Annotated in this window: 16 protein-coding genes; all 16 read right to left on the bottom strand. The window is 33.6% G+C overall.

What is annotated here, in order from left to right:
* Positions 1-2: 2 nt before the first annotated feature.
* Complete coding sequence (locus tag BVC88_RS20885; RefSeq protein WP_075352681.1) at positions 3-1,400, bottom strand: hypothetical protein; 1,398 nt, start codon at positions 1,398-1,400, stop codon at positions 3-5.
* Between the two features lie 29 nt (positions 1,401-1,429).
* Positions 1,430-2,281, bottom strand: coding sequence for an NAD-dependent epimerase/dehydratase family protein (locus tag BVC88_RS20880; RefSeq protein WP_075352680.1), 852 nt, complete (start codon positions 2,279-2,281; stop codon positions 1,430-1,432).
* Complete coding sequence (locus BVC88_RS20875) at positions 2,278-3,402, bottom strand: glycosyltransferase family 4 protein (RefSeq protein WP_075352679.1); 1,125 nt, start codon at positions 3,400-3,402, stop codon at positions 2,278-2,280. Before BVC88_RS20875 ends, BVC88_RS20880 begins: the two co-directional genes overlap by 4 nt.
* Positions 3,399-4,055 carry a CatB-related O-acetyltransferase gene (locus tag BVC88_RS20870; RefSeq protein ID WP_075352678.1) on the bottom strand — a complete coding sequence of 219 codons (657 nt, stop codon included), beginning with the start codon at positions 4,053-4,055 and terminating at the stop codon, positions 3,399-3,401. Before BVC88_RS20870 ends, BVC88_RS20875 begins: the two co-directional genes overlap by 4 nt.
* Positions 4,043-5,320, bottom strand: a complete 1,278-nt coding sequence (locus tag BVC88_RS20865; RefSeq protein ID WP_075352677.1) for a glycosyltransferase family 4 protein — start codon at positions 5,318-5,320, stop codon at positions 4,043-4,045. Before BVC88_RS20865 ends, BVC88_RS20870 begins: the two co-directional genes overlap by 13 nt.
* Positions 5,320-6,255 (bottom strand): glycosyltransferase family 2 protein, encoded by a 936-nt coding sequence (locus tag BVC88_RS20860; protein WP_075352676.1) that lies wholly within the window; start codon positions 6,253-6,255, stop codon positions 5,320-5,322. The genes BVC88_RS20865 and BVC88_RS20860 overlap by 1 nt, the downstream gene beginning before the upstream one ends.
* Positions 6,252-7,214, bottom strand: coding sequence for a glycosyltransferase family 2 protein (locus BVC88_RS20855; RefSeq protein ID WP_075352675.1), 963 nt, complete (start codon positions 7,212-7,214; stop codon positions 6,252-6,254). Before BVC88_RS20855 ends, BVC88_RS20860 begins: the two co-directional genes overlap by 4 nt.
* 4 nt (positions 7,215-7,218) lie before the next feature.
* Complete coding sequence (locus BVC88_RS20850; RefSeq protein ID WP_139316618.1) at positions 7,219-9,009, bottom strand: ABC transporter ATP-binding protein; 1,791 nt, start codon at positions 9,007-9,009, stop codon at positions 7,219-7,221.
* Positions 9,010-9,020: 11 nt separating this feature from the next.
* Positions 9,021-11,378 carry a GumC family protein gene (locus BVC88_RS20845; RefSeq protein WP_075352673.1) on the bottom strand — a complete coding sequence of 786 codons (2,358 nt, stop codon included), beginning with the start codon at positions 11,376-11,378 and terminating at the stop codon, positions 9,021-9,023.
* 9 nt (positions 11,379-11,387) lie between these two features.
* A complete protein-coding gene (locus tag BVC88_RS20840; RefSeq protein ID WP_075352689.1) occupies positions 11,388-12,128 on the bottom strand; it encodes a polysaccharide biosynthesis/export family protein in 741 nt (246 codons plus the stop codon).
* A 151-nt stretch (positions 12,129-12,279) separates the two neighbouring features.
* Positions 12,280-13,584, bottom strand: coding sequence for a nucleotide sugar dehydrogenase (locus BVC88_RS20835; protein ID WP_075352672.1), 1,305 nt, complete (start codon positions 13,582-13,584; stop codon positions 12,280-12,282).
* A 227-nt stretch (positions 13,585-13,811) separates the two neighbouring features.
* On the bottom strand, positions 13,812-15,476 hold the full coding sequence (locus BVC88_RS20830; protein ID WP_245803699.1) for a capsule assembly Wzi family protein: 1,665 nt from the start codon (positions 15,474-15,476) through the stop codon (positions 13,812-13,814).
* Positions 15,477-15,523: 47 nt separating this feature from the next.
* A complete protein-coding gene (locus BVC88_RS20825; RefSeq protein ID WP_075352670.1) occupies positions 15,524-16,615 on the bottom strand; it encodes a DUF1972 domain-containing protein in 1,092 nt (363 codons plus the stop codon).
* Between the two features lie 95 nt (positions 16,616-16,710).
* A complete protein-coding gene (rfbD, locus tag BVC88_RS20820) occupies positions 16,711-17,568 on the bottom strand; it encodes a dTDP-4-dehydrorhamnose reductase (RefSeq protein WP_075352669.1) in 858 nt (285 codons plus the stop codon).
* On the bottom strand, positions 17,561-18,133 hold the full coding sequence (rfbC, locus tag BVC88_RS20815; protein WP_075352668.1) for a dTDP-4-dehydrorhamnose 3,5-epimerase: 573 nt from the start codon (positions 18,131-18,133) through the stop codon (positions 17,561-17,563). Before rfbC ends, rfbD begins: the two co-directional genes overlap by 8 nt.
* Positions 18,130-19,014, bottom strand: a complete 885-nt coding sequence (gene rfbA, locus BVC88_RS20810) for a glucose-1-phosphate thymidylyltransferase RfbA (RefSeq protein WP_075352667.1) — start codon at positions 19,012-19,014, stop codon at positions 18,130-18,132. Before rfbA ends, rfbC begins: the two co-directional genes overlap by 4 nt.
* Positions 19,015-19,246: the final 232 nt, after the last annotated feature.

The following is a 19,246-nucleotide window of genomic DNA, read 5'->3' as shown; positions in this document are numbered from 1 at the left end:
TTTTATATACTTTTTATTGTTTCAAAAATCATTCTGGTTGAGGTGGATTGAGGGAAATCCTTACGGATTTTATTCAACCAGATTAGCCTATCCTTACATATTTCATTTGGAGAATTTAAAACTTTTTGGACCACAGTCCCTATTTCCTCCTTTTGATTTACCCAACATACCGCATCTAATTGATCCATGGACCTAAAATGTTGTCTTTGATAAATTTGATGAGGATCCCAGGATGTAGGATTATCACAGTCTGGAAGATAGTTTAGGTAGATTGCGGGCTTATCAAAGCAAGCAAAATCCAACGCCATAGTTGATCCAATATTCAAAACAGTTTCACAGTGTTTCGCAACATTAGCCAATAATCCGAGATCTTCATATAATGGGTAGGAATAACTCCAATTATCCGAAAGCTTCCATAAAGGAGATATTAAAACAATGTTTTTAAACTCATTTAATACCTCTTGATATCTATCATACTTGGAGACTGGTACAGGTCTAAACAAAATTTGAATTCCATCCTCGTTCTTAAGTGCTAATGCCAAATCCCTAAGGAAATAAGGATCCAAAGGAGAAGTATACTCATCATCTCCACTAAAGCATATCCACTTTTTACTGGAGTCAAGGCCATACTTTGACGCAAATTCTTCTTTTGAAACAAAGAACTTTTCTTCACTATAAAAATTGAATTGAGGCGTACCTGTAACGATAACCTGATTTTCTTTAATTTCCGGATAATAGTGATGAAGTTCTTCCTTCATATAATTAGACCAAACCAGGTAATTATCTGCTTTTACCGCTAGACGGGCTTTAGGGAGATTATCCCATGAAAAAATAACAGTTATAGTTTTTATTCCCAATGATCTTGCTGCTAACAGAGCGATTGCCGCATCCGGTGACCTTTGGTGTGTACAAAAAACTATTTCAGGCTTAGTCCTTTTTAGAAATTCCAGAGCTAGGGAAAATGCTTTGGATTTTTTAGACAGTAATTCCGAATAAGATTCTAACCATAGAATATTATCATATTTTGAAACTGAACCCGCAATAATTTCAGCAAACTTATAGAGCAACTTTCTTTTTAGACTTTTTTGATTGGTTGGCCAATCACGAATCGTTGCCGGGTTTTGATCAATTTCGACATTCCGCTTTAGCCTTGCCAAAACGCTAGCTTCTCTGAAAACTCTGGGGAAAAGACTTTCTGGAATTGAAATTAATTCTTCACTTTTCAATTGAATCCCATGCAATTCTTCTATTGATTTAATTACAGAAGGATCCAATTTGTGCCAAAGAAAAAATTGTGTTTGGTTGGAATCGAATTGAGAAATTAAATCACTGAATAAATAATTTCTTATCCCAACTCCATCTGGAACAATAAAGCAAATCTTTTTCAAGGGGTTATTCATTAGAATTAAACTAATCGACTGAAAGGTATTTAATTAAAGTATTCTTTAATACCTTCCTCAAAAAGTCTTGGTTGATAATTTAATTCTTCGAATGCTCCAGGCGTTGATTCCAACACTTTTTCTTCATTTAGACGAATTAATTTTTCAGGATGCCAATTGACCACTTTAAAAAGCCGTAATACTTTAAGTCCAAAAACACTAACACTAAGTGGAACTTCCAAAATTCGGATTTTCTTTGGTTTTGCTAATATTTGAGCCATTTCTTTTAAAGAGATGGGCTGAGGTCCAACCAGGTTATATGATTTTTTGTAAGCATTAGGGTTGGATATTGCAAAAATCAGAGCTTCAACAAAATCATCTATGTGGGTTGGGCTTTGCTTAATTTCAGAAGATCCCGGCACTATTAATAGCAGATATTTATTTATGAATTTATAAAGCTTATAAATATTTTGATCTTCCTTATGACCATAAACCATATTGGGCCTAAGTATGGTGAAATTCACGCCTGAATCACGAATTACTTTTTCTTTCTCTTCCCTTATGATCTTCGTTGGAGCATCAATTTTTGTAAACATAGCTGCCGATCCAACCATTATTAATTGATCTGCATGATGTTTTTTACAGACTGATACTAAAGCATCAACATTGGCTAGTAAAATATTAGGGATATGAATCACAATTTCAAATTGATACTTTTCAAATAATTGATTCAGTAAACTTTCATCGTTAGAATCACCAATTAAATATTCAACATAATTCAGTTTATGTTTAGGAGGATTTCTAGAAAGAGAAACAAGCTGATTTTCTTTATTTTTATTTTTAAGGGATTGAAAGATTCTTTTTCCAAAATTCCCTGTACCGCCAATTACTAATATTTTCATTTGAATTTTATAAGATCAAATAATTGTTCTTTTTGTTTCATCAAATTCTTCTGATTGCACTCAAATTTTTCTTTAAAAATAGAACGTGCATTTTGCGAATACTCCAGCCAATTATCATTATTGAGGAGCTTCAGAAGAATATTTTCTAATTCCTCAGGATTATTTGCATCGAAAAATTCACCGTTTTTCCCAGGAATCAAAATTTCTTTAATCCCTCCTACCTTATTTGCAATAATTGGAGTACCTGTCGCAAGAGCTTCAACGTTTACCATTCCAAATGCTTCTTGACTACTATTACTTACATGAATCAATGAAGTAGACATGACATCAAGTACTTCCTGATAGGAACACTCACCTAAGAATTCCACATGGTTTTCTAGTGATAATTCTCTTACCAGTGTAATTAAATTATCAAGTTCGGAACCTGAGCCGGCAATCTTCAATTTTAAGTTGGGGATATTTTTTCTCACTTGGCTAAAAGCACGAATAAAGGATGCGTGACCTTTGCTTTTTTCAAGGCGAGCCACAAAGGAAATCTGAAATTCTCTTTCGGAGATATGGAGTATTTCTTTGTTTTTGAGTGGGTCAGGCATCAGGTAGTTCACTACCTCGATTTTATTTTTCTTAGAAGGAAAAAGAGTTTTTAATTCATTTTTTAAATCATTAGAATTGGTCAGAAATTGAAAATCTGACAAATTAAAAATAAAACTCTTTCTAAATTTTAAAAGGTTGAATCTTAATTTGCTAAACTTCAAATCTGCCTCAAGCTGCTCCTGCATGGTATGCCAATAGATCAAGGAATGTGGGATTTTGAGTAATCTCCCCACAAGAAGCGAAATGAAGTTGGAACTGAATTGACTAATAACAATGTCCGGCCGTACTTTTTCACAGTAATCTTTAAAGAACAAGAAATCCTTATAACGCACCGGTCTTGCATTAGGCCACTTAGCGATAGTCAACCCTTTTTCAGGAGGGTGTTCATCAAAGACCATATCTCCATTTCTATCCAAAATCAAATGAACTTCATTGCCAGTTTTTTGAAGAAAATTGGCTAACAAATAAAAGTATAAAGGAATACTATTGGTATTGGGACTGGAACATATAACAATTTTGAAACTCATTTATCCTTGATTATTTCATAAATAGACGACACTTTGGTAAGGTCAGAAAAAAATAAAGCTTCAATATTCTTAAGAGATTTTGGATCAAGATCCCACCAATTGAATGCTAGCAATTCGCTGATTATTTCTTCGGAAAATCTGTATTTGATCACTTTAGCCGGATTGCCTCCGACTATAGAATAAGGCGGCACATCTTTAGTGACTATTGATCCAGCTCCAATAATAGCGCCAGATCCCACCGTTACCCCAGAAAGAATTACGGCACCATGACCTATCCATACATCATGTCCCACAACTATAGGGTTGATAGTTTTTAATTTCGCTAATTCACCATCAAATAACCTTTGATTAATATAAGTTGTCAAATAATTAACAGGATGATTAGAGGAATGAAAAGCGACATAAGCACCTATTTGACAATATTTACCTATTGTCACATCACCAAAGATAAAGTTATTCTTACCTAAAGTAGTTCTGAAACCTAAGGAACATTTTCCCGAAAAAACACAAAATTCAGGTATGTTATTTTCACCCCCAAAATTAACATTTTGAAGACCATTAGAAAGAATTGACACCACAGAACCATTGGGAGCTGAGTGCATCTTAAAAAAATACTTTCTAATTAATTTTGAAAATTTATTTAAGTAGTACATTTAACATCCTTCAAATATTCAAAAACAGTATCTAATTCTTTATTTACAGTACTAGGAAGAATATAAGGTTCAAGCATATTGACTTGACCTTGTATATCCTTCAGATCTAATTTATTTGAGAAAAATTCATTCAGAATCCGAAGTATTTCATCAATATTTAATGCCTCCGTTTGCAAAGGATAGTTAGGCCCTAAAATCCTTCTGGTCTCCGAATCAATTGGAGCCAAAGAAAGAAAAATTTTATTTAAACCGATTACCTCCGCCAATTTAACTGGCATAAATGGGCTGTGCTGAAATGAAGACTCAAGTAATAAAAACAAATCCGATTTCTTCATCAAGGCTAAGCTTTTTGAATGTGAAATTCGCTTGTCAATAACATTAAGACAGTCTTTATATTTAAATTTCTTAAATACCGGGAAATGATTTTCAGTAACAGGGCCAAAAAAGTTTAAAGAAATTTTAGATAGAAACTCAGGGTTATCATCTAAAAATAATTCAAAAGCTTTTAACAGACCAGATGGATCTCTTTGACTTAACAGAGACCCACAGTGAGTAATATTAATCTTATTAAAGTCAAGAAACTCGGAAAGATCTTCTTTCTCACTAAGTACTTCCTCGTAAAAAATATGAGGAAAAATAAATGTTTTCTTGTTCGGGTCCTGCGAGAAATCTAAAAACAATTCGTTTAGCTTTTGAGATGGGCTTGCTATGGCTGTAGATTTATTTATGACAGCTTTAATTATTTTTTTTTCTTTAAGATCAAAATTGGGATTGTTTGTATATCCATTTGAATAAGGATACGGCATTAAACAATAAGGAATAGGGTCATTGAAATAAGACAAAATAGGAATGTCGAAAGAATGGGACAATTCAGATACAGCACGGTGCGAACATCCCGAAGTGGCAATAGTCCGAATAAAGATTAAATCGAATTTCTCTTTTTTAATCAATTGAGAAATCTTTCTTTTAAACTTAAGAACACGGTATTCTTTTAAAGGGACAATTCCAAAATAACTCGAAAAGAAATTTTTTATTTTGTTGTTTTTAGAAAGGGAAAAATCTAATATATCATTTGAAATTTTATGTAATTTGATCCCCTCATTTAACCAGTCTAGTTTATCGATATCAAATTGTGGATATTGATAATATACAGAATGTATATCATAAGAATTCAAATCAATAGAATTTAAGAAATTAACTGAAGCTATACCTTCAGATGATCTGTTTTTATTGATACATTCCAGAATAATTAATATTTTTTTCATTAATTATTGGGGATTGAAATTAAGGAATCCCCCTTTTTAGTTGTAGAGTGAACCGTGTAATTAATAAAACATCTAATTTTTCCGACAACCGAAAGGTTGAATTTTGAAATAGTCGAAAAATACAATGAATACATATTTCTTTTCGCAGAAGATTTAAGAAAAGAGTTTATATCGTCTATCAAAAATTTTATATAAATCGAGCTATCCAAAGGACTTGAATTAATAAAATCGATTACTAACAATCTTGATTCTATTAAGGAAGGCAATTTTTTGGAAAGGGAACTATTCCCAATACTTCCACTGTGCTTTCGTTTTAAAACCAATACATCATTTACAAAACCAACATTAATTCCCGCAATCATCAATTCAATATAAAATAACCATTCATGAGCATCTAAAAACCCAGGATGGAAGGATATAGTGCCAAGTTTAGATTTTCTGATTAAAGCCGAATTAGTGCACCAAATAGATTTCTTAGATATATATGCCTCTAAAAAATCATCAGAGATTGAAAAATCCTGCTCCTGCAGAAGTTCTAACTTATTAGATGTGGAATCAGCGAAGTATTGTGTCTTACATACAACCATACCCAAATCAGGGTTGTTTGTAAATACTTTTAATTGAGCTTCTATCTTAGTAGGGAGAATAATATCATCACTATCAATAAAATTAACAAAATCACCTTTAGAATGTAGTAATCCAAAATTTCTACAAGAGTTAGCCCCTTTTACAAATTGTTTAGGCAAAGAATATAAGGAGATTTTTTCTCTTCCATTAATTATGTTTTTGAGCTCTTTGAAAACCTCCTCAGAACTATTATCATCTACAACTATAATCTCGAAATTCTTATAAGTTTGAGACTCAATACTAGAAATAGTCTCATTAATATATTGAACGGAATTATAGTGCGGAATAATAAAACTTACCAGAGTCATAAAAAAATATTAGAATATTTTTTTATCATTCGCTTTGCAAATAGCGATAATTTAAGCGAATTCGTTAATCTAAAAACACTAAAATAAATCGGTAGATAAAAATTAAAATTATTAACACTGCAATTTTTGTAAAAATCTAGCGCTTTTTCTGGATCCATTTGAAACACAACATCCAAATAATGAGTAAGTAAACGTTTTACTTTGCTAAAGCAAGCAAGGTTTAAATCTAAGTGCTTAAAATAAAGACGGCAGGTAGAAACATAGAAATCTACAGATCTTGACCTAAAAAAAGAATTTGCTAGTATTCTATAATATGCTACTAACTCAAGGTCTCCTTTAATCAAAAAAACACGTGAAAACCTAAGAAAAAAATCCGTATCCTCATAAACCAAATCTTCATCATAGCCCCCTATTTGCAAGGCCGCTTTCCTTGATATCAAGCAAGTAATTGAATGGATATACCAAGAGCCTAGAATATCACAAAATATTTTTCCTGAAGGTGGGTGATTTAGTTCGGAAAATCCACTTTTATTTAATTGTCTTTCTTCTCCTTTAATAACCTCAGTAGATTCATTAATATGAGAATAATCACCATAAATTAAATCGAATTTGTAATCTTCTTCTTTTAAAATAGTGATCTGGGATTGAATTTTCGAAGGTAAAATAATGTCATCACATGCAATAACCTGATAAAACTCTCCCTTAATTCTAGCTAGAGCAAAATTCAGATTTTCACAAATTGATTTTGGTTCCGTATGTTTGAAGAATTGCCATGAAGTCAATTTATATTTATCAATGTAATCTTCGATTTTTTCAACCGAATTATCACTTGAATTTGAATCTATAATTAACACTTCAAGATTAGGATAAGACTGCAGCCTAATTGAATCTAAAGATTCATCAATAAATCTTTCATGATTATAACATATTGCAACAACTGAAACTAGGGGATTCTTCACAAAATCAAAACTCCTGCAAATTCACCATTCGCTGAAATTTATTTGAGGAATTAAAAACTTCATCGAATGTTCCCTGAGAAATAATTTTCCCTTCTTCCATCATAATAAGAATATCAACGTTCTTTATGGTACTCAGTCTATGAGCTATAACTAAAATCGTATACTTACCTTTGAAGGAATCGATATTTTCCTGAATAATCTTTTCAGTCTCCGAATCTAAAGCAGAAGTAGCCTCGTCAAATATTAATATTTCGCATTTCTTAAAAAGTTCTCTAGCAATAGATATACGTTGTTTTTGACCGCCGGAGAAGACCATACCATTATCACCGAGATTAGTATCCTCTTTTAAAAGGCTATTATCAACAACAGATGTAAGGTGCGATAGGTTGATAACCTCCCAAAACAGTTTTAGATTTTCCTCAGTTTTTGGTGCCCAAAAAGTGACATTATTATAAATTGTGTCATTGAAGATTACAGGTTCTTGAGTTATATATCCAAATCTCTTACGATAAGACGATAAATCTAAATCTTTACGATTTGAATCATTAATAAAAATATTACCGGAGGTAGGACTCAGCAGGCCGATTATTAAATTCACTAAAGTTGTTTTACCACTTCCACTTTCACCAACAAAGGCATATGTTTTATTCAACTGAAGGTCAAGATTAATATCCGATAGGATCAATTTTTCCTTCTGATAATAATAGGAAACATTGTCTAACTTGAAATTGTACCTTTCAGGAATGGATTTCTTTGTTGAAGTTTTCTCTTCTTTTGAATCGTTAAACTCTTCAATTAGATCAATGCCCGCTTCTATGGCACCTATCTGACCAATAAAACCTTGCCAGCTTGTTTGAACAGTTAACAGATAATTTAAAGCCCGGTAAAAAAACAGAATACTTAAAATAATGGAAGTCAAGCTAGTCCCCAATAACATGGCTTGTATGCCTATCACAACAGCTACGATAACTATAACAATTGGCTCTCTAGTACTTATCAGAATAGCATTATAATTTCCAATTTTCATTTGGACTTTCTCAACTTCTTCGATCTTCTCTTTAAGTTTGAATTTAAAATCAAAGAAATAACCTGTTCCCTTTAAGTATTTGAAAAACAGTATTGACTGAACCAAAAGTGATTGATAGTCATGACTTATACTGGTTATTTTTATGGAAGCTTCTCTTGTCCTTTTATAGAGATATTTAAATATAAAACTAGTTAAATATCCTCCTAAGGAAACGAACAAGGCAAAATTAAAATTGGATATAAAAGCCAAAAAAACATACACCAATAACAATACTGCTCCTTGCATGGTGTTAAAATAGAAGCCAAAAGCACTTACAATTTTATTGACCTCTCCTGACATCGTATTTTGAATTCTTCCACCATTAATTTTGGAAAAATTTTCATACGATATATCCCCTAGCCCGTCAACCATATCGAACCTTAACTTTCTTACAAATTTGATTTGAAGGATAATCCGATATAGCATTTCCAGATATTTGAAAACGCCCTTCAATACAAAAAGGATTAATAAAAATCCTAATACAAGGGAAAGGTTAAAAGGTAATCCAGTACTTTCTAAAATATTAATTAAAAAACTGAAGTCTCCTAAATTTTCTGCTGCCTTTTCATAGCTCACTTCATCCGAGGCTGCAGATTGAAGCAAAGGTATGAACATGGATAAACCAAACCCATCCATCAAGCCTACAAGGATACTTAAAATAAGAAGTAAAAAAAGGCTTGGCCCTAAATACGAATAAAAGAACCTAAAATACCTTATTTGATTTTTCACCTTAATTAATCTTATTTATAATCTTCGTAATAGCCATAACCGTAACCATAAGAATACCCATACCCACTGTTGACCTTAGTCATATCTACACCGTTAAAAACAGCATAAATACTTTTTAAATTTTTCGTGCCCTTCAAGGTGTTAAGTGAATCAATGAACGTGCGTTGGCTATAATTTTGTCTAAATACAAAAAGAGTTAAATCAACATGATTCAATAAATCTAAAGTTTCACTTACCAGACCCACTGGAGGAGTATCCATGATAATAACATCATACTCTTTTTTAAGCTCTTCTACTAATGATGTAAATCTAACTGACAGCAATAGTTCCGCAGGATTCGGTGGAGTCGGTCCAGCTACTAAAATATCAAGGTTTTCATAACCTGATGGACTTATAATTTCTTTCCAATCATTAGACTCCCCACTTAAAAAAGTAGAGAGACCTTTATTGTTTTCAATATGAAAATCGCCAAATATTTTAGGCTTTCTCATATCACAGCCTACCAAAACAGTTTTTTTGCCTGTAAGGCTATAGACGGAAGCTAAATTCACCGCACAAAAAGTCTTTCCTTCTCCAGAAATTGTTGAAGTAACCATCATGGTTATTTTGTCATCTCTTTGGAGAACATATTTAAGGTTGGCTCTAAGGGATCTAAAGCCTTCTGAAATACCTGACTTACCTTGGTTCAAAACAACTAAATTATTGTCTGATCTATTCAATAAGATGGTCGATAAAATCGGGATTCTTAGTCTCTTCTCTAAAAATTTAAGATCCTCAATTTTCGTTCTGAATATTTCTTTCAGAAATATTAGAATTAGAGGAAATAATATTCCAATCAGAACAGCTAGAGTATAATTTTGTAATGGTTTAGGAGTGATTTTAAAACCTCCGGTAGCAGGTTCAATTATCCTATTATTGACTGTATTGGAAGCTTTAGTAATCGCTGCCTCAGCTCTTTTTTCTTGTAAATACGTGTAAAGGTTTTCGCTTAATGTAAATTGTCTTTCGATACGAATTAAATTTTGTTCAGTCTCTGGCAATGACCTGAATGAGACATCCATTTGATTAATTCTTGATCTTAAGTCTTCAATTAGCATCAGTGAATTTTGGTCCACATTATTTAGGATCTCTCTAATAGACCTGTTTGAATCCTCAATTTTCCTGTTAATCTCTTTAACTGCTGGAGAAATTTCAGTCTGTGTGGCTAATAGGCGAGATTTATCTACTTGTAATGAAAGTAAGTTTTCAATCAATCCATTTAGAATGGGATCATCAATACCAATACCGGAAGGAACTACCAATTCCTTATAATTTTCTCTTAAAAGGTAATCCTTAAGACTTTGATAATATTTTCTTTTGAATTCTTCATTGTTAAGTTGAGTCTCCAGTTCTGACATTTGATCAAAAACAGCAGCTCCCTCAGTACTTAGATTGTAGATCTTGTTTTCAGATCTGTAATTCTCTAATTCTTTTTCAAAAAATCGTAACGTATCCGCGACGCCTGAAACCTGACCATCGATGAATTTTATTGTATTCGAATAAACTTCATTTTTATCCTGCAATTCCAAATCGAGGTAAGTCTGCATCAAGGTATTCAAGTAAGCTTCCCCCATTAAGGCATTAGAAGTAGTTATGCTTAAATTCATGATTGACGCTCCCCTTTCTACGGCTTCTACATCCAAATTATTTGCATAATAAGAGGTTAGGGAGGTTACATCTTTTATTTTGTAGAGTATTTTCCCTTCTTTTTCAACATCCAGTTTTGTTACCTTAATTCGGAATTGATCTGTTTCAATCCATTCACCGAATGCATAGGAAGTTTTAGAAGGGATATTACCAAACTCAACATATGAGCCGTCAGGTAAAAATTTAGTGTACTGCTTATCTACAAAATCAATACTGAAATTACTATCATCTGTCCATTCTAAAGAAATCATTCCATTTATTATTTGAGCAGAAGTCCAGTCTACTTGAATTAAAATGGGTGAATTTTTATAAAGCCTTTGATTTGTAAATGTCCCTTCCTTGTAATACTCAACATCAAAATCCAGCTTTCTTAAAGTATTTAGAGCAATTGGTTTTGATTTTAGGATAATTATTTCATTCTGAAGGCCCATGCTTCCGACGTCCATAATTGCGGGCTTCTCAAACAAGGCTAGCGCAGATTCTTTCTCTTTGATGAAAAATTTAGCACTTGATCTGTAAAGCGGTTCAGTCGTTTTTGTAAGAAAATAACCTATTGATAAGGAAATGAACAATGCAGCTAGAAACCAAGGCCAATTTCTTATTACTTTATTTAAAAATAATCTCAAATCAAATGATGAATCTTCTTGCTGAAGAAATTCATTTTCTGTTTGTTCAAAATTCATATTAAATATTTAATTTGTAGCTAAAGTAAGAATCAGAGCGACTGCCGTAATCGTAGTCGTTAATAGTGTCAACGTTTGGATAAAATTCGTCGCATTCCCTATCTCTCTTACTTTCAGGGGCTCGGCATATAAAATATCGTTTGGCCTAACGAAATAAAAATCAGAAGTAAGCAAATTTTTGTCATTCAAGTTAATTTTATGGATTTTAGATCCTTCAGGGTATTGACGAACAACTATTAATTCATTTCTTTTTGCTAAAATATTCAAATCACTAGCTGCAGCAATCGCTTCAAAAATGGTGACTCTATTTTGGAGAACAGTGATTTTTCCAGGATTATTAAACTCTCCTAATGCACTGAATCTTATTCCTCCTAATCTAATTCTAACAAAATACTCATCTTCGTTCACATACCTTTTAACTTCATTTTCAATTAATTTTTTAGCTTCAATGGTAGTCAATCCATCAAGAGCTATTTCACCTATCAATGGTAATTCAACTTTCCCAAACTCATCAATGGTATACCCATTCATGAAAAACACATCTCCACCTGCTTGGCCTCCGCCTCCCATCATCATATTATTTTGAGAGGTAATCGTGGCAACATTAAGTAGCTCATTTATTTCTGCGCTAGTAGTTGTAATATTAATGTCGACGATATCGAATTTTTGAAGGTAATATTCCTCAAAACTGTAGGGTAGATTTTCACTTGAAGAAATTACAGGGTTGGATTGATCGCCAAGCTCTTGCATATAAATTATTCTTTCATTGGAAATGCAGGAAGAAGCTAGGGCAACTAACACTGAAAAAAAGAGAATTTTATAAGTCCACCTCATTTGATCTTTTTGGATTTTTGAATTAGGGTGCAATTTGCTTTTTATTTTCGGAATTTCTGAATATTTGTTAAAGTCTGGCATCTACCTTACTCTTATCCAGTATGCATTTTACATCAAATACAACTTGATTATCGGACTTTTGGATCGGGAGGCTTTTAAAAGCATTATGGGCTACAGCCAAGATCACTGCGGAATATTTCTCAAGGTTTGGCACCTGATCCCCAGAGCTGATATCAATATTATATTCATGCTTCACTTCTAAAGGATTAGCCCAAGGATCATAGATATCCACTTCCATATCAAATGATTTTAACTCATTATATATGTCAATCACCCTTGTATTTCTGACATCTGGGCAATCCTCTTTAAAGGTAAAACCAAGAATCAAAACTTTGGAATCTATCACTTTGAGGTCTTTCCGCATCATCAATTTAATCACCTCAGTAGCAACATGTTTTCCCATGCTGTCATTTAGTCTTCTTCCTGCGAGGATAATCTCAGGATGATAGCCTACTTCCTGTGCTTTTTGTGCCAAATAGAATGGATCCACACCAATACAATGACCTCCAACAAGTCCGGGCTTGAATTTCAGGAAGTTCCACTTAGTCCCTGCTGCTTCCAACACCTCACTTGTATCAATTCCAAGAAGATTGAAGATTTTAGAAAGTTCATTAACAAAAGCTATGTTGATGTCACGCTGTGAATTTTCAATAACCTTAGCGGCTTCTGCCACTTTAATTGAAGAGGCCTTGTGCGTACCTGCGGTAATGACTTGTCTATATAATTGATCTACAAATTCTGCCACTTCAGGTGTACTTCCAGACGTCACTTTTAAAATTTTTGCTACTGTGTGCTCTTTATCTCCAGGGTTAATTCGCTCCGGTGAATATCCTGCGAAAAAATCTTCGTTGTATTTCAATCCAGATATTTCTTCCAACACAGGCACACATTCCTCTTCGGTCACTCCAGGATAAACCGTAGATTCATAAATAACCACATCTCCTTTTTTTAAGTATTTTCCGATATTTGCTGAGGCCTTCAGCATAGGAGTCAGAACAGGTCTATTATGCTTATCTGTTGGTGTGGGAACTGTAATAATATAGACATTACAATCTGCCAAATCATTGGAGTCCGCAGTAGAATATAGTCCTTTGGAATCCAAATTTGGTGAACTCAAAATATTAACAGAGTGAAGAAGCTCATCCTCCACCTCCAAAGTATAGTCTTTTCCAGATTTAAGATCTGCTATTCTTTTTTGATCAATATCGAACCCTATCACGGGAAACTTTTTAGCGAATTCAACAGCTAAAGGAAGGCCTACATAACCAAGGCCTATAATCCCTATTTTGACTTGATTAAATGGAATAAACATAAATAATTAAGTATTAGTTAAATTATAAAATTACACAGCTTCGCCCTTTCAGTCCCAAGACTTGGCAAAAGTTTTCTATGGGATCGTAGGGTTCTGATTGATTAGATCCCATACTTTCCAAAAAAACTGATTTGATGATTACTAAGGGTTTTTGAGGTGAGTACCAAAATTACTCATTTTAAACTTTAGGCAAAGGAATTATCCTAAGAATGGTAGCAATTAAAGATTCAATCATTTTGAAACAAATAGATCAAATTAAGCTCTCCTGAAAAAGAAATTTTTTTTACTCCAGCCGGGAAATCTCCGGTAGAATTCCCATCACTTAACCATTGATAATTATATGCTTTTACAAATTGAGTTTTTGAACTCAAAATCAAATTGCCCCATTGATGGTCAACCAGAACTCCAAGACTAAAATCAACCCAAGGCTTTTTGTTAGGATTTTGTCCAAATGCTCGATAAAAAAAATCTTGATGATTTTCAATTCGCTGAAAAAGTATTCCAAATCTATTCAAATCTTTCACTCTTGACACTTCAAAGAATTGAGCATTGGACCCTACTCCTATTCCGGCACCCATTGACTCTCCATAGTTTGTAAATCCCCTGACCTGATAGTGAGTTTGCCAGCTAGTATTTAAAACTCCCAATACTGGATACCTTATGTACCTATTTACTGACTCAGACTGCTGAACAATTTCTCCTTTAAACTGCAAATATGCTTCCGAATTAGGCAAAGAAATAAGTTTAGTAAATCCAATAAGATATGCCCGTGTGTGTTCAGGGTTAAGTATAAACTCTCTCCAATTGAAATTGTGATCATGCTTTCCCAATTCAGAATATATCTCAAACTTTCCTTTTTCACTTTTGAATCTGAAAAATATAGAAAGTAATTGATCTTGAGCTTGCTCATCATAAAGAACTGAGTTACCATTTTGAAATAATCGTTCTTTTTGAAACCCTTCAAAAATCGGCAAATAGCCTATTAAGGTATTGGGAACATCAGCTTTATATTGTTGAAAAGTCCTGTTGAATCCAAGTGAAATATGTTTTAGAAATTTAGGTTGGTAGCTAAGAGAGAGGCCACTTATATACCTCCAATCACCAGAAAATGGGAGAAAATACTGATTGTTCAAGTCTTGATTCTGGGAAGGATTAAGCCCAGAATCCTCTGCCCTTCCTGTCAAAATTTGTCCTTCTAAACTCCCTATTCCAATATTAATAGGGGCTGAAGTCCGGATAAATGCATGCGGAATTCCTCTGGCATTATTAGAAAAAATCAATCCAGTAAATTGTCCTGGACCCCACCAAATGTTTTGAGTCCCAACTCCCATTTCCAGTTTTCCGAAATTGAGGGAAATGTAGGATTGACCTAAAGAAGCAAAATTTTTATAGCTATCACCAAAATACTCAGGTTGATCACCAAAATTCCAAAATCGAAATCTTGAAAAATTTACGAAGTCAGAAAAATCTCCTCCAAACCCCTGAAAAGAATTGTTTTGGCTCAAAACAAATTCAGGTCTTAACTGTATCTCCAAAAAAGAAAATTTTGCGAAAATCCCCGGCGAAATCAGATTCTGAATGCCAGCTCCATTCAGTAAGGACGTATTACCCCATCCGTAAGGCCTATTTGAATTGTAAACTGTAGTATTTAAGAGTGGTAAAATTTTAAACTCTTTTCTTGTTCTTCGTTCTTTTATTTGAAATTCTTTACTTTCAAAGTTAGAAACAGAGTCAAGTTTTTGAAAAAGGGTATTGAATTCACTCATTCTAATAGGCCGTAATGCAAAAGAATACCCTGACTCTGATTCCCCCAAGATTTGACTTCTTCTTGCAGCCTCCTCCAATACTGGGAATCCTGAAGGTATAGTTTGACATATTCCTTTAGTAATCATGGAAAGAAATAGCCAGAAAAAACTAAGTTTTAGCCGTCTTGGCCCTTTCATCCTAGCGAATCAAACATTCCCACATACTTTTTGGTAATGGCTTTCCAAGAGTAATTTTTCTTTGCCAATTTGGCTAGATCACTTCGCATTTGCTCCCGGTCAAGCTCGTGTATCTGAAACAAGAGTGTTTTTAACTCCTCAAAATCATCAAAGTACAAAGCCTTTCCAAAAGTCGTTTCTTTGTTATAGTTTACCCCATAAGCAATCACGGGTAGTTTTAGATACATCGCCTCAACCAACGAAGGGTTGGTTCCGCCAGCACTGTGACCATGTAAATAAAAAAAACAATTCGATCGGAGTAAATTGAGCTCTTCCATTTCATAAATGGGATTATACAAAATGATGTTTTTGACTTTGGAATACTCTTGATAAAGCTTTAATCCATATGCATTCGCATTCCAATTGCCCACAACTATATAAGGCATACCTATTTCACATTCTTTGAAAGCCCTTAGTTGCATCTCTACATTGTTTTCAGGTTCAATTCTGCATACAGTAAAGACATAAGGTGAATTAAGAAAAGAAAACTTTTTCAAATATGGTTCTGGAGCCACAGCAGTAACATGATTTGCACCATATGCAATCAGAAATGAATCCTTGTTATATTCTTCAGTGATATAATCTTGTATGTGTTTATTATCCGCTACAACTCCGTGTGAAAATCTTACCGCGAGAGTTTCTGAAAGTTTCAAGAATTTTTTGGCAAAAAAGCCCCATTTATCCCGCTTCCACTCAAGACCATCGATGTGAGTGATGATTTTAGCTTTTGTAAATGGCCTCAAAAAAGGAATCATTATGGCTCCTGAAACACCTAGCAAAAGAATGAAATCTTGATTTCTAAAAGTCTTTAAAAGTGAAATGGAATCATAAAGAATACTCTCAGGGCCATTGGCTTTGTAATTTAAGTATTCTAATTTGGCTCCTTTATAGGTCTCTAATTTTTCAGGATAGGACTTACTTTCACAGTAAACAGTAATTTCAAAGTATTTTGGAAGTAAATCCAAAAGATTTTCTACCAATGTTTCAAATCCGCCATAATTTGCTGGAACTCCAACTATCCCAAGAATGGCTAGTTTCTTTTTAATCATTCAATTATTTTTATAAACCAGTTCATCTTTGATTTGATCAAAAAATTGTTTTGGAATTAATAATATTTTAAACGTTTAGAGAATTTTCGAAAAAATCATCCTAATACCTTGAGACATTCGAGTAAAGATTCCCTCCAATATGGAATTTTAATCCCAAATTCTCTTTTAATTTTTGATTTATCCATGACCGAATAAAATGGCCTTTTAGCAGGAGTCGGATATTGACTTGAAGGAATTGGGTTGACAAGACAAGAATAACCACTCAATTCCATAATAGCTATAGAAAAGTCATACCATGAACTTACTCCCTCGTTACTAAAATGATAAATCTCGGTTCCTTCAGATGAAATTTTCGGAAGGATTTCCAATATGCACGATGCCAGGTCGCGAGCATAAGTAGGGGACCCAATTTGGTCCGCAATCACACTAATTTCTGACTTTTCTGAGCCTAACCTCCTCATGGTTTTGACAAAATTATTCCCAAAAGAACTGTAAACCCAAGAAGTGCGGATGATAACTGAGTTTGGAAGCTTAAGAAATAGTATAGCTTCCTCTGCAGATCTCTTAGAGATTCCATATACATTTCTCGGGTCACAGCGTGAATCTTCAATATAAGGTTGAAAAGCTTCTCCATTGAATACATAATCTGTCGAGACATGAACTAGTTTAATATTCAGCTCTTTGGCAGATTCAGCAAGGTATTTTACAGCAAGGTGATTGACTTTGTCTGCAGTATCAAAATCTGCCTCCGCCCTATCCACAGCCGTATATGCCGCACAATTTACAATCGAGTTGATTCTATTATCGACCAAAAACTTATGGACTTTTTCTTTTTCAGTAATGTCCAAATCCTCTACATCCGAAAAGATAAATTCGAAAGAAAAGTTTGGAGATAAATAACGGATTTCGGACCCTAATTGCCCATTCGCTCCCGTGACTAATACTTTATGCATATAAATCAATATTAAAATCAAATAAATCGGCCTCCTTGAGCAAATGTTGCTTTTGATCTTTTCTGGATAATTTCAGATCTTCAAACTTTAAAACCCAATCAATACCTATAGAAGGATCATCGAAAGCAATACCTCTATCCGATGGCTGATTATAATAATTATCAACTTTATAATTAAAAATTGCCGTTTCGCTCAGCACAACAAAACCATGAGCAAAACCTTTGGGAACAAACATCTGAAGTCTATTCTCACTTGATAATTCAACAGCCACATGCTTCCCGAATGTTGGCGAACCTTTTCGGATATCAACTGCAACATCCAAAACTTTTCCTTGGATAACTTTAACCAACTTTGTTTGGGCAAACGGAGGCACTTGGAAATGAAGACCTCTCAATACCCCAAAACCTGATTTTGATTCATTATCCTGGCAAAAATTAACCTGAAAACCAAGAAATTCCTTTAATGTGTCGGCTCTGAAGGTCTCCGAAAAATACCCTCTATCGTCACCTATCCTTGATGGTTCAATTAATACAACATCAGAAATTTCTGTTCTTATAAATTTCATATTCTTTTGGATTGTACTTTTTTGATTAGGTACTGCCCATATTCATTCTTTTTTAAGGGCTCTGCTAAAGCAAGCAATTGATCTTCATTGATATACCCAAGTTCAAAAGCTATTTCTTCCAAGCAAGCAACTTTAAGTCCCTGCCTTTTTTCAATCGTATGGATAAAGTTGGAAGCTTCAAGCATTGACTCATGGGTACCAGTATCGAGCCAAGCAAAGCCTCTTCCAAGAATTTCTACCATGAGTTTATTATTTTCAAGGTAAACCTGATTCACAGTCGTAATCTCAAGTTCGCCTCTGGAACTAGGTTTTATTCCTTTTGCTATCTGTACAACTGAATTTGGGTAAAAGTATAGACCCACAACAGCATAATTACTTTTTGGCTCTTTTGGTTTTTCTTCTATCGAAATTACCATTCCGTTATTGTCAAACTCGGCTACACCATATCTGTCGGGGTCATTTACGTAATAACCAAAAATAGTTGCCCTATTCTCTAAATCGACTGTTTTTAGGGATTTTTTGAGGAGTTCAGTGAACCCATGACCATAAAAAATATTGTCCCCTAGAACAAGACAAACAGAATCACTTCCGATAAATTCCTCTCCAATTAGAAACGCCTGAGCCAAACCATCTGGGCTTGGTTGTTCAGCATAAGAAAACGAAACTCCTATTTCATGGCCATCACCTAGTAGTTTTTTAAAATTAGAAAGATCATCCGGTGTGGAAATAATCAATATCTCTCTGATGCCTGCAAGCATCAATACAGAAACCGGATAATAAACCATCGGCTTATCAAACACAGATAAAAGCTGCTTAGATGTCCCCTTAGTAATTGGATAAAGTCTGGTTCCTGAACCTCCCGCTAAAACTATTCCTTTCATTATTTAGAAAATAAAATTTGTTACTAGTAATTTAAAATTAAAAAGACGAATTCACGCTACATTTATTTTACATCAAAAAATATAAAATCATAAATTAAACTTATCTATTCTTAATTTTTTATTTCTACTTGCAATGATTTAAACTTTTCGAAAGTTTTATAATATAAAACCATTTTTTTAACTTAAAGTTAATGATATATTTAATACCAATATGAAAACATTTACAGATCTA

The sequence above is a fragment of the Algoriphagus marinus genome (genome assembly GCF_001936475.1).
GTDB classification, from domain to species: domain Bacteria; phylum Bacteroidota; class Bacteroidia; order Cytophagales; family Cyclobacteriaceae; genus Algoriphagus; species Algoriphagus marinus.
The sequence above is the reverse complement of the archived record's forward strand: the minus strand, read 5'-3'. Positions and strand labels throughout refer to the sequence as shown.

What these genes read in the sequence shown, in the direction of transcription:
- BVC88_RS20885 (WP_075352681.1), bottom strand. Translation starts at nt 1,400, where the DNA reads ATGAATAACCCCTTGAAAAAGATTTGCTTTATTGTTCCAGATGGAGTT.
- BVC88_RS20880 (WP_075352680.1), bottom strand. Translation starts at nt 2,281, where the DNA reads ATGAAAATATTAGTAATTGGCGGTACAGGGAATTTTGGAAAAAGAATC.
- BVC88_RS20875 (WP_075352679.1), bottom strand. Translation starts at nt 3,402, where the DNA reads ATGAGTTTCAAAATTGTTATATGTTCCAGTCCCAATACCAATAGTATT.
- BVC88_RS20870 (WP_075352678.1), bottom strand. Translation starts at nt 4,055, where the DNA reads ATGTACTACTTAAATAAATTTTCAAAATTAATTAGAAAGTATTTTTTT.
- BVC88_RS20865 (WP_075352677.1), bottom strand. Translation starts at nt 5,320, where the DNA reads ATGAAAAAAATATTAATTATTCTGGAATGTATCAATAAAAACAGATCA.
- BVC88_RS20860 (WP_075352676.1), bottom strand. Translation starts at nt 6,255, where the DNA reads ATGACTCTGGTAAGTTTTATTATTCCGCACTATAATTCCGTTCAATAT.
- BVC88_RS20845 (WP_075352673.1), bottom strand. Translation starts at nt 11,378, where the DNA reads ATGAATTTTGAACAAACAGAAAATGAATTTCTTCAGCAAGAAGATTCA.
- BVC88_RS20840 (WP_075352689.1), bottom strand. Translation starts at nt 12,128, where the DNA reads ATGCAAGAGCTTGGCGATCAATCCAACCCTGTAATTTCTTCAAGTGAA.
- BVC88_RS20835 (WP_075352672.1), bottom strand. Translation starts at nt 13,584, where the DNA reads ATGTTTATTCCATTTAATCAAGTCAAAATAGGGATTATAGGCCTTGGT.
- BVC88_RS20830 (WP_245803699.1), bottom strand. Translation starts at nt 15,476, where the DNA reads ATGATTACTAAAGGAATATGTCAAACTATACCTTCAGGATTCCCAGTA.
- BVC88_RS20825 (WP_075352670.1), bottom strand. Translation starts at nt 16,615, where the DNA reads ATGATTAAAAAGAAACTAGCCATTCTTGGGATAGTTGGAGTTCCAGCA.
- rfbD (WP_075352669.1), bottom strand. Translation starts at nt 17,568, where the DNA reads ATGCATAAAGTATTAGTCACGGGAGCGAATGGGCAATTAGGGTCCGAA.
- rfbC (WP_075352668.1), bottom strand. Translation starts at nt 18,133, where the DNA reads ATGAAATTTATAAGAACAGAAATTTCTGATGTTGTATTAATTGAACCA.
- rfbA (WP_075352667.1), bottom strand. Translation starts at nt 19,014, where the DNA reads ATGAAAGGAATAGTTTTAGCGGGAGGTTCAGGAACCAGACTTTATCCA.